10 protein-coding genes are annotated in these 7,531 nt (G+C 69.6%); 2 read left to right on the top strand and 8 right to left on the bottom strand.

Going from position 1 to position 7,531, the window contains the following annotated elements:
- Positions 1-1,289: tetratricopeptide repeat protein (locus VSO01S_RS17700; protein ID WP_068644127.1), on the bottom strand; the 1,289-nt coding region annotated here is incomplete at its 3' end.
- Positions 1,290-1,401: 112 nt separating this feature from the next.
- Between VSO01S_RS17700 and VSO01S_RS17695 the strand changes: the two genes are divergently transcribed.
- Positions 1,402-2,481 (top strand): GlxA family transcriptional regulator, encoded by a 1,080-nt coding sequence (locus tag VSO01S_RS17695; RefSeq protein ID WP_068644126.1) that lies wholly within the window; start codon positions 1,402-1,404, stop codon positions 2,479-2,481.
- 125 nt (positions 2,482-2,606) lie between these two features.
- Positions 2,607-2,849: a F0F1 ATP synthase subunit C gene (atpE, locus tag VSO01S_RS17690; RefSeq protein ID WP_068644125.1), complete on the top strand. Its 243-nt coding sequence runs from the start codon at positions 2,607-2,609 to the stop codon at positions 2,847-2,849.
- Positions 2,850-2,861: 12 nt separating this feature from the next.
- Here atpE and VSO01S_RS17685 read toward each other — a convergent pair whose 3' ends face one another.
- The 7 genes from VSO01S_RS17685 to VSO01S_RS17655 all read right to left on the bottom strand — a co-directional run bounded on the left by VSO01S_RS17685 (position 2,862) and on the right by VSO01S_RS17655 (position 7,508).
- Positions 2,862-3,059: a hypothetical protein gene (locus VSO01S_RS17685; protein WP_068644124.1), complete on the bottom strand. Its 198-nt coding sequence runs from the start codon at positions 3,057-3,059 to the stop codon at positions 2,862-2,864.
- A gap of 123 nt (positions 3,060-3,182) precedes the next feature.
- On the bottom strand, positions 3,183-3,590 hold the full coding sequence (locus VSO01S_RS17680; protein WP_068644123.1) for a VOC family protein: 408 nt from the start codon (positions 3,588-3,590) through the stop codon (positions 3,183-3,185).
- Entirely contained in the window at positions 3,587-4,093 is a 507-nt protein-coding gene (locus VSO01S_RS17675) for a helix-turn-helix domain-containing protein (RefSeq protein WP_068644122.1), read from the bottom strand. The genes VSO01S_RS17680 and VSO01S_RS17675 overlap by 4 nt, the downstream gene beginning before the upstream one ends.
- A gap of 37 nt (positions 4,094-4,130) precedes the next feature.
- Positions 4,131-4,613: a CreA family protein gene (locus tag VSO01S_RS17670; protein WP_068644121.1), complete on the bottom strand. Its 483-nt coding sequence runs from the start codon at positions 4,611-4,613 to the stop codon at positions 4,131-4,133.
- On the bottom strand, positions 4,613-5,512 hold the full coding sequence (locus VSO01S_RS17665) for an acyl-CoA thioesterase (protein WP_068644120.1): 900 nt from the start codon (positions 5,510-5,512) through the stop codon (positions 4,613-4,615). Before VSO01S_RS17665 ends, VSO01S_RS17670 begins: the two co-directional genes overlap by 1 nt.
- 121 nt (positions 5,513-5,633) lie before the next feature.
- A complete protein-coding gene (locus VSO01S_RS17660) occupies positions 5,634-6,470 on the bottom strand; it encodes a shikimate dehydrogenase family protein (RefSeq protein ID WP_245684243.1) in 837 nt (278 codons plus the stop codon).
- A 39-nt stretch (positions 6,471-6,509) separates the two neighbouring features.
- On the bottom strand, positions 6,510-7,508 hold the full coding sequence (locus VSO01S_RS17655) for a TRAP transporter substrate-binding protein (RefSeq protein WP_068644119.1): 999 nt from the start codon (positions 7,506-7,508) through the stop codon (positions 6,510-6,512).
- Positions 7,509-7,531: the final 23 nt, after the last annotated feature.

Below are 7,531 nucleotides of genomic sequence, written 5' to 3'. Positions count from 1 at the left end.
GGCGCGTCGCCCTGCGCCGGCAGCCGCGCCGCCGATTCGCTGCGCAGCGCCTCGTACATCGCACAGTCGCCGGCGCGGCGCGCTGCCTCCATGGCGGTGAGATGAAGGAGGCTGCGCTGCGCCTGGCTGCCGCCGTAGCCCAGTTCGTGATGCAGCAGCGGCAGCAATTGCTGCGCGCAGTCGCCGAAGCGGCCTTCGCCGAAGGCGCACATCGCCGAGGCGGTGGCGCATGCCTGGCGCCACCAGGGCGCGGGCGCGTCGTCGGCCGGCACCGCCGCCATGGCCGAGGCCATCGCCTGGATGCCCTCCTGGGAGCCGCTGCCGATCTGCGCGAGCAGCGCATGCGTGTCATTGAAGGTGGACCAGCCCGGCCGTGCCCATTCGCGCCAGCGCGCCGCCAGGGCCTGCCAGCGCGCCTCGCCCACCTCCGTTCCGCGCAGCTCCAGCCGCCACAGGAGGGCGCTGCCATCCAGCAGGTCGAGCGCCATCGAGCCGGCATGGGGTGCGATGGCCCGGTCGTACACGGCCAGCACGGCATCGATGTCGCCGGCCCGCAGGTACTGCAGGGCCAGGTGCCACCAGTTGTGCACGGCCAGCATGTTGTCCTGCTGCCAGTGCGTGTTGCCCTGGGTCAGCCACCGGATGCCGTCCTCTGCGCTGCCCTGCATCTCGTGGACATGGGCCAGCGCATGCACCGCCCAGGCGTCGGCCGGGTTGCGGTCCAGGGCGGCCTCCGCGGCCTGCAGGGCGCGCGCGTACTCGTTGCACTCCTCGAGCCCGAAGGCATGCATGCCCAACACGTAGCCGTAGCCAGGGTCGGCCGGGCTCCAGTGCGCCAGCGCCCTGCCGATGCGGTCGCGCAGCAGCGTGGGCTGGCCCAGCACCAGATCCGCCATGTGGGTGAGCTGCAGGGCGAACAGGTCGCGCGGATGATCGATGAGGTGCCGGCCCAGCAGTTCGTTGGAGCGGCCCATGTCGCCTTCGGCCCAGGGCCGCAGCGCCGCCAGCAGCGAGCGCTCCCGCGCCGCCGGCACATGGCGGCTGGCCGCGGCCGCGGCCAGACTGTCACGCGCCTGAGGCAGTACCTGCGCATCGATGGCGCTGAGCATCAGCCCGGCCATGAGCAGGTGGCCGGAGATGAAGTCCGGGTCCATCTCCAGCGCCGGCTGCAGCGCAGCGACCGGGTCCATGCGCAGGCTGTTGAAAAGGTCCAGCGACTGTTCGTAGATGGCCAGCACCGCGCTCTGTTCGGTGGACAGCGATTCGCCGCGGGCGTCGTGCAAGGTCATGGCAACTCTCCTTGAATGGGCGGAGCAAGAAGCGTAAGTTCGCCGGGCTGGCAATGCCGCAGCCGATTCCGCAACAAGCCTGACGATTCCGCCACCGCCACGGAGAACGTCGATGTCCTCCCTCACTGCGCCCAGCCGGGCAGCCGCGCACCACGGGCCGCTGCCGGTCGTCGCCGTCCTGGTTACGCCGCAAACCGCCGCCTCGGTGGTCTACGGCATGTACGACCTGTTCAAGTCCGCCGGCCGCGACTGGCCCATGGTGGAAGGAGGCGCGCCCGGGCCGGCGCTGCTCGACCCGGTGATCGCCAGCGCGCACACAGGCATGGTGCGCGTGGCCAACGACGTAGCGATCGAAGTGCAGCGCAGCCTGGACCAACTGCCCCATCCCACGGCGGTCTGCGTGCCCGAGCTCCTGGTGTCGCCCAACGGCCTGCTCGACGGGCTGTATGACGCCGAGGTGCAGTGGCTCAGCCGCTGCCACGCGCGGGGCGCGCTGCTGGCCACCGCCTGTTCCGGCGCCCTGCTGCTGGGCGAAGCCGGCCTGCTCGATGGCGAGGACGCCACCACCCACTGGGCTTTCTGCGACATGCTGCAGGAACGCTATCCGCTGGCGCGCGTGCGGCCGCAGCGCGCCATGGTCACGGCCGGCGAGGGCCAGCGGCTGGTGATGGCCGGCGGCGGCAGTTCGTGGATGGATCTGGCGCTGTACCTGATCGCCCGGCTCGCCAGCATCGAGGCCGCCATGCAGGTGGCGCGGCTGAACCTCATCGACTGGCACCACATCGGCCAGCAGCCTTTCGCCAGGATGGCGCGCTCCAGGCAGATCGAAGATGCCGTCATCGGCCGCTGCCAAGCCTGGGTGGCCGAGCATTACACCCACGGCGCACCGGTGGCCGCCATGACGCAGCTCAGCGGCCTGGCCGAGCGCTCGTTCCAGCGCCGCTTCAAGCTCGCCACCGGCATGACACCGCTGGAATACACCCAGACCGTGCGCATTGAGGAAGCCAAGCACCTGCTGGAAACCACCGCCAACCCGATCGAGGAGGTGGCGGAGGAAGTGGGCTACGACGACGCGGCCTTCTTCAGCCGCCTGTTCAAGCGCAGCGTGAACCTGTCGCCGGCGCAGTACCGCAGGCGCTTTGGCGGCATGCGCGCGGCACTGGGGGACAGGCAGGCGCCGCTGCACTCATGACCTCGGACGTCATGGACCCCATGCCCCTGCGCGGCGACAGTAGCGCCAAGCCGGAACCACAGGGGTGCCGGCAGCCACGGAGCCAAGGACAGCGCGTCAGGGGCTCCTCTTTCAGGAAAGTGATCATGAACGGCTTCGACATCCTTCCCCTCGCGGTGGCCCTTCTCATCGGCATTGCCGCCCTGGGCTCCTGCCTGGGCATCGGCAACCTGGGCGGCAAGCTGCTGGAAGGCACCGCCCGCCAGCCCGAGCTGAAGGACCAGCTGCAGACCACCTTCTTCCTGGCCGCTGGCGTGACCGACGGCGCCTTCATCATCGCCACCGGCATTGCGCTGTGGTTCGCCACGGCCAATCCGTTCGGCGGCTGAGCGCGCAGCGCCTCAGGAACGGTCGGGCTCCTCGGCGGGCTCGCCGCTGCCGGGCTCGTTCCTTTCGCGCTTCTCGCGGCCCAGCTTCTTCATCATCTCTTCGCCGACCTCGTCCTTGCCGTCGCTGGGGATCGATTCTTCCTGGGTGATCTCGGGCTCTTCCTTCACGGGGCCGTCGGCCGGGCTGCCCGGCGGAGTGGGACTTCGCATGCGATCTCCTTCAAAAGGGGCATCCCATGCTCCGCCCGCCGCCGCGGGGGCTCTAGCGTCCTGGGTCCCGTGCGGGCGTCGGTGTCGGCCGACATGCGCCGTGGCGCGGCGCCTGCCCCGGGGCTACTGGCGCCCCTGCACCATCTTCCAGCCGTTGCCGGAAGGGTCGCGGAAGTTGGCGTCCACCGTGCCGTAGCGCTCCACCGGCTCCTGTGTGAACTCCACGCCGGCGGCGCGCATGCGCTCGTAGGCCGCGCGGCAGTCGTCCACCGCCAGCAGCATCGGCGGCATGGCGCCCTTGGCCACCAGCGCCTGCAGCATCTGCGCGGACTGCGCATCCAGCGTGGGCGGGCCCGGCACGAACAGGCCCAGCTGCAGCGAGGGCTGCTGCGGATGCTGCACCGTCAGCCAGCGGTAGTCGCCGTTGCGCACGTCGGTGTGCACGCGAAAGCCCAGCTTGTCCACGTAGAACCTGAGCGCCTCTTCCTGGTCGCGCACGTACAGGCCCATCATTTCGATACCTTGCGTCATTGGCGGTTCTCCTTTGTTTTCCGAGCCCCGTTTGTATCGGCGACCGTGCGGCGCCGCTTCTCCAAAACTGCGATGGTGAGATCGGGCCGCTGGGCTGCGCTCAAAAAGCAGGCAGGCACCCGGCCGAGCTGGTCCGCAGCAGCGCGCTCGCGCTGGCGCAGCGCGCCAGGGCTCTCGCCGGTGATGTCGCGAAAGATCCGCCCGAAGGTGCCCAGGCTCGCCCAGCCGGTCTGGAAGGCGACGTCGGTGATGGACAGGTCGGTGTCGCGCAGCAGTGTCTTGGCGCGCTCGATGCGACGCGTGAGCAGGTAGCGGTGCGGCGGAATGCCGAAGGCTTCCTTGAAGGAGCGGGCGAAGTGCGCCGGCGAGACATGGCTGACCCGGGCCAGCCGCTCGACCGGCCAGTCCTCGTGCGAATCGGCATCCATGCGGTCCTTGGCGCGCAGCAGGCGGCGCAGCAGCTCGGGGGTCTGGTTGGTGGGGTTCGGGGCCGTCTTGTCCATGCGCTCGCGCCTCACCTCACGCCTGGCCGCGGCCGCTTCAAGGCTTGAGCGGAATCGCCACCGCCCGGTCCACCGGCACGGCGGCCACCGCGTTCTGCGGCGAGCCTTCGACCAGCTTGTCCGAATAGGTGAGGTAGACCAGCGTGTGGCGCTGGCTGTCCACCATGCGCACCACGCGCAGGCGCTTGAACAGGATGGACTGCCGCTCGCTGAACACTTCTTCCTGGCGCGGCAGAGGCTGGGCGATGCTGATGGGCCCCACCTGGCGGCAGGCGATGGCGGCCTCGGCCTTATCCTCGGCCAGGCCCAGCGCACCCGACACGCCGCCGGTGACGGCGCGCGAGACGTAGCAGGACACGCCCTTGACCTTCGGGTCGTCGTAGGCGTCCACCACCACCTTGTGGTCGGGGCCGATCAGCTTGAAGACGGTGTCGACGGCGCCCACGCGCTCGGCATGGGCCGCGCCAGCGGCGCAGAACAGCAACGCGGCCAGGCAACCGGCCAGTGAGAGCTTGCGCATCAATCCTCCTTCACGCGGATCATGCCCTCCTGCGCGGTCGATGCGACCAGGCGGCCGTCCTGCGTGAAGATGCTGCCCCGGCACAGGCCGCGCGCCCCGCCGGCGCTGGGCGAGTCGATGACGTAGAGCAGCCACTGGTCCATGCGGAAGTCGCGGTGGAACCACATGGCATGGTCCAGGCTGGCCACGCGCAGCTTGTTGCTGAAGAAGGTCAGGCCGTGCGGGTTCATGGCCGCGCGCAGCAGGCCGTTGTCGGAGGCATAGGCCAGCAGGGCACGGTGCACCAGCGGGTCGTCCGGCAGCGGCGCGATCGCGCGCATCCAGATGAGCGAGCGCGGCGGGCTGGGCTGGGGCGACAGCAGGTCGGGCGCATCCACCACGCGCACTTCCAGCCCCGGCGAGATCAGGCCCCGAAAGCGATAGGCCGCCGGCACGCGCTCGCCCAGGGCGATGCGGCGTTCCAGCTCGCTGGGCTGCGCCAGCGGGTCGGGCGCGGCCGGCATGGCGTCCTGGTGGTCGATGCCCTCGTCGCGCGTCTGGAAGGACGCGGCCATCTCGAAGATCTCGCGGCCTTCCTGCCTGGCGATGACGTGGCGGGTGGTGAAGCTGCGGCCGTCGCGCGCGCGGTGCACGGTGTAGTCGATGGGCGCATGCTGGCCCGGCAGCAGGAAGTAGGCGTGCATGGAGTGCACGGCGCGGTCGGCCGGCACCGTCAGGCTGGCAGCCACCAGCGACTGGGCCAGCACCTGGCCGCCGAAGACAGCCGGCGTGCCGATGTTCTCGCTCTGGCCGCGGTAGCGGTCTTCGCCCGTGGGGGCGAGCTGCATCAGGGCGACCAGATCGGCGACGTGGCGGGCCGCGGTGGCGGCATCGGGCGTGGGGTTGGGCTTGGGGGTCATGAGCACAGCGCGGGAAGGGAACGCAGGAACATAGCAAATCCTGCGCCGCGGCACTGTCCCGATCCGATCACCCCACCCCCAGGGCAGATGGACTGCCCGGTGCCGTGTCCCCTTTTCTTCTTCAGTACTGCAACCGCGCCAGCGAGCGCAGGCGCTCGGCGGTGGTGCTGGGCAGCCCGAAGTATTCGAGGTACGCGGGAATCATCTCGAACAGCATGTCGGTGCCCACCTGCACCCGGCAGCCGCGGGCCTGCGCGGCGGCCAGCAGCGCAGTGGTCTCGCTGCGCATGACCACCTCGCCCACCATGGTGCCGGGCTGCAGCCGGTCCACGTCGAAGGGCAGCGGGTCGCCCGGGTTCATGCCCAGGGGCGTGGCGTTCACCACCAGCCCGAAGCCGTGCGGGTCGGCGCTGCCCGTGCTCACCGGCAGCTGCGGATATTCCTGGCGCAGCCGGCCGGCCAGGGCCTCGGCGGATGCGGCGTTGACGTCGAACAGCGCGAGTTCCGCAACCCCCGCCTGCGCCAGCGACGCCGCAATGGCGCAGCCCACGCCGCCCGAACCCACCACCAGGGCCCGCGTGGCGGCGAGCTGCACGCCCTTGCGCTGCATGCCGCGCACGAAGCCGGCGCCGTCGAACTGGTCGCCTGCCAGGCGCCCGTCGGGCAGGCGCTTGACCGCGTTGCAGGCGCCGGCCACGCGCACGGTGGGCGTGACTTCATCGAGCAGCTGCAGCACGCTCACCTTGTGCGGCATGGTGATCAGGGCGCCGCGCACGTTGTCCATCTGGAACAGACTCTTCAGGCTCTGCGCGAAGGCTTCCGGCCGGCAGGCGAATGGCACCACGACCGCGTTGATCCCTTCCGCCTCGAAGTACGGGTTGTAGATCATCGGGGACTTGAAGGTATGGGTGGGGTAGCCGAGGTGCGCAATCACCTCGGTGCGGCCATCGATCTGCACGGCGGAAATCTCCCTGTCCTGTCTCTCTTGCCTGCCTGTTTACTTGCGGGCCTTGTCCAACTCCGCCATGACGGCGTTGACGGTGGCCTCACCCACGGAGGCGCTGTGCTTGGCAATCACCGGCTTCATCTTCTCGCGCAGCTTGGCCACCTCGGCCGGCGCAAGCTCGGTCACCTGCATGCCGCTCTTCTTGAGTTCCTCGAGGATGCTGGCGGCCTGCGCGCGCGACTGCTCGCGCTCGTACTTGGCCGACTCGACGGCCGCGTCCTGCAGGATCTTGCGGTCGCCTTCAGAGAGCGACTCCCAGAAGCGCTTGCTGATCACCACCGACTGCGGGTTGTACTGGTGGTTGGTCAGCGTCATGTACTTCTGCACCTCGTACAGCTTGGCCCCGCGGATGGTGGCCACGGGGTTCTCCTGCCCGTCCACCGCCTTCTGCTCCAGCGCGGCGTACAGCTCGGGGAAAGGCAGCGGCGTGGGGTTGGCGCCCAGCGCGTTGACCCAGTCGACGTTGATGGGGTTGGGGATCACGCGCAGCTTGAGGCCGGCGATGTCTTCCACCTTGGCCACGGCGCGCTTGCTGTTGGTGAGCTGGCGAAAGCCCAGCTCGTAGTAGGTGAGGCCCACCAGGCCCTTGTCTTCCAGCTTCTTGTGCAGCCCGGTGCCGAAGGGGCCGTCGACCACAGCGTCGGCTTCCTTGGCGTTGCCGAAGAGGAAGGGAAAGTCGTAGATGGCGAAGTCCTTGACGATGCTGGCGAAGATGCCCGAGTTCATCGAGGCCATCTCCAGCGTGCCGCCCTGGAGGGCCGACACGTTGGCCTGGTCGCTGCCCAGCGCGCCGCCGGGGAACACGTTGACCTTGAGCTTGCCGCCGGACTTGGCGGCCACGATCTCGGCGAACTTCTCCATGCCCATCACGATGGGATGGCCCGCCGCATTCTGGTTGGCGAACTTGATGGTGCGCGTCTGCGCCTGGGCCAGGCCCAGCGCACCAATGGCCGCAGCGGCCAGCACGGTCTTGATGAAGATGCGTTTCATGGTTGTCGTCTCCGATGTCGTCG

It is taken from the genome of Variovorax soli NBRC 106424 (assembly GCF_001591385.1).
Classification (GTDB): domain Bacteria; phylum Pseudomonadota; class Gammaproteobacteria; order Burkholderiales; family Burkholderiaceae_C; genus Variovorax; species Variovorax soli.
This window is presented reverse-complemented; position numbering and strand designations above follow the sequence as displayed.

Excerpts from the sequence above, each read along its gene's own strand:
- VSO01S_RS17695 (WP_068644126.1), top strand. The coding sequence starts at position 1,402 with ATGTCCTCCCTCACTGCGCCCAGCCGGGCAGCCGCGCACCACGGGCCG.
- atpE (WP_068644125.1), top strand. The coding sequence starts at position 2,607 with ATGAACGGCTTCGACATCCTTCCCCTCGCGGTGGCCCTTCTCATCGGC.
- VSO01S_RS17685 (WP_068644124.1), bottom strand. The coding sequence starts at position 3,059 with ATGCGAAGTCCCACTCCGCCGGGCAGCCCGGCCGACGGCCCCGTGAAG.
- VSO01S_RS17680 (WP_068644123.1), bottom strand. The coding sequence starts at position 3,590 with ATGACGCAAGGTATCGAAATGATGGGCCTGTACGTGCGCGACCAGGAA.
- VSO01S_RS17675 (WP_068644122.1), bottom strand. The coding sequence starts at position 4,093 with ATGGACAAGACGGCCCCGAACCCCACCAACCAGACCCCCGAGCTGCTG.
- VSO01S_RS17670 (WP_068644121.1), bottom strand. The coding sequence starts at position 4,613 with ATGCGCAAGCTCTCACTGGCCGGTTGCCTGGCCGCGTTGCTGTTCTGC.
- VSO01S_RS17665 (WP_068644120.1), bottom strand. The coding sequence starts at position 5,512 with ATGACCCCCAAGCCCAACCCCACGCCCGATGCCGCCACCGCGGCCCGC.
- VSO01S_RS17655 (WP_068644119.1), bottom strand. The coding sequence starts at position 7,508 with ATGAAACGCATCTTCATCAAGACCGTGCTGGCCGCTGCGGCCATTGGT.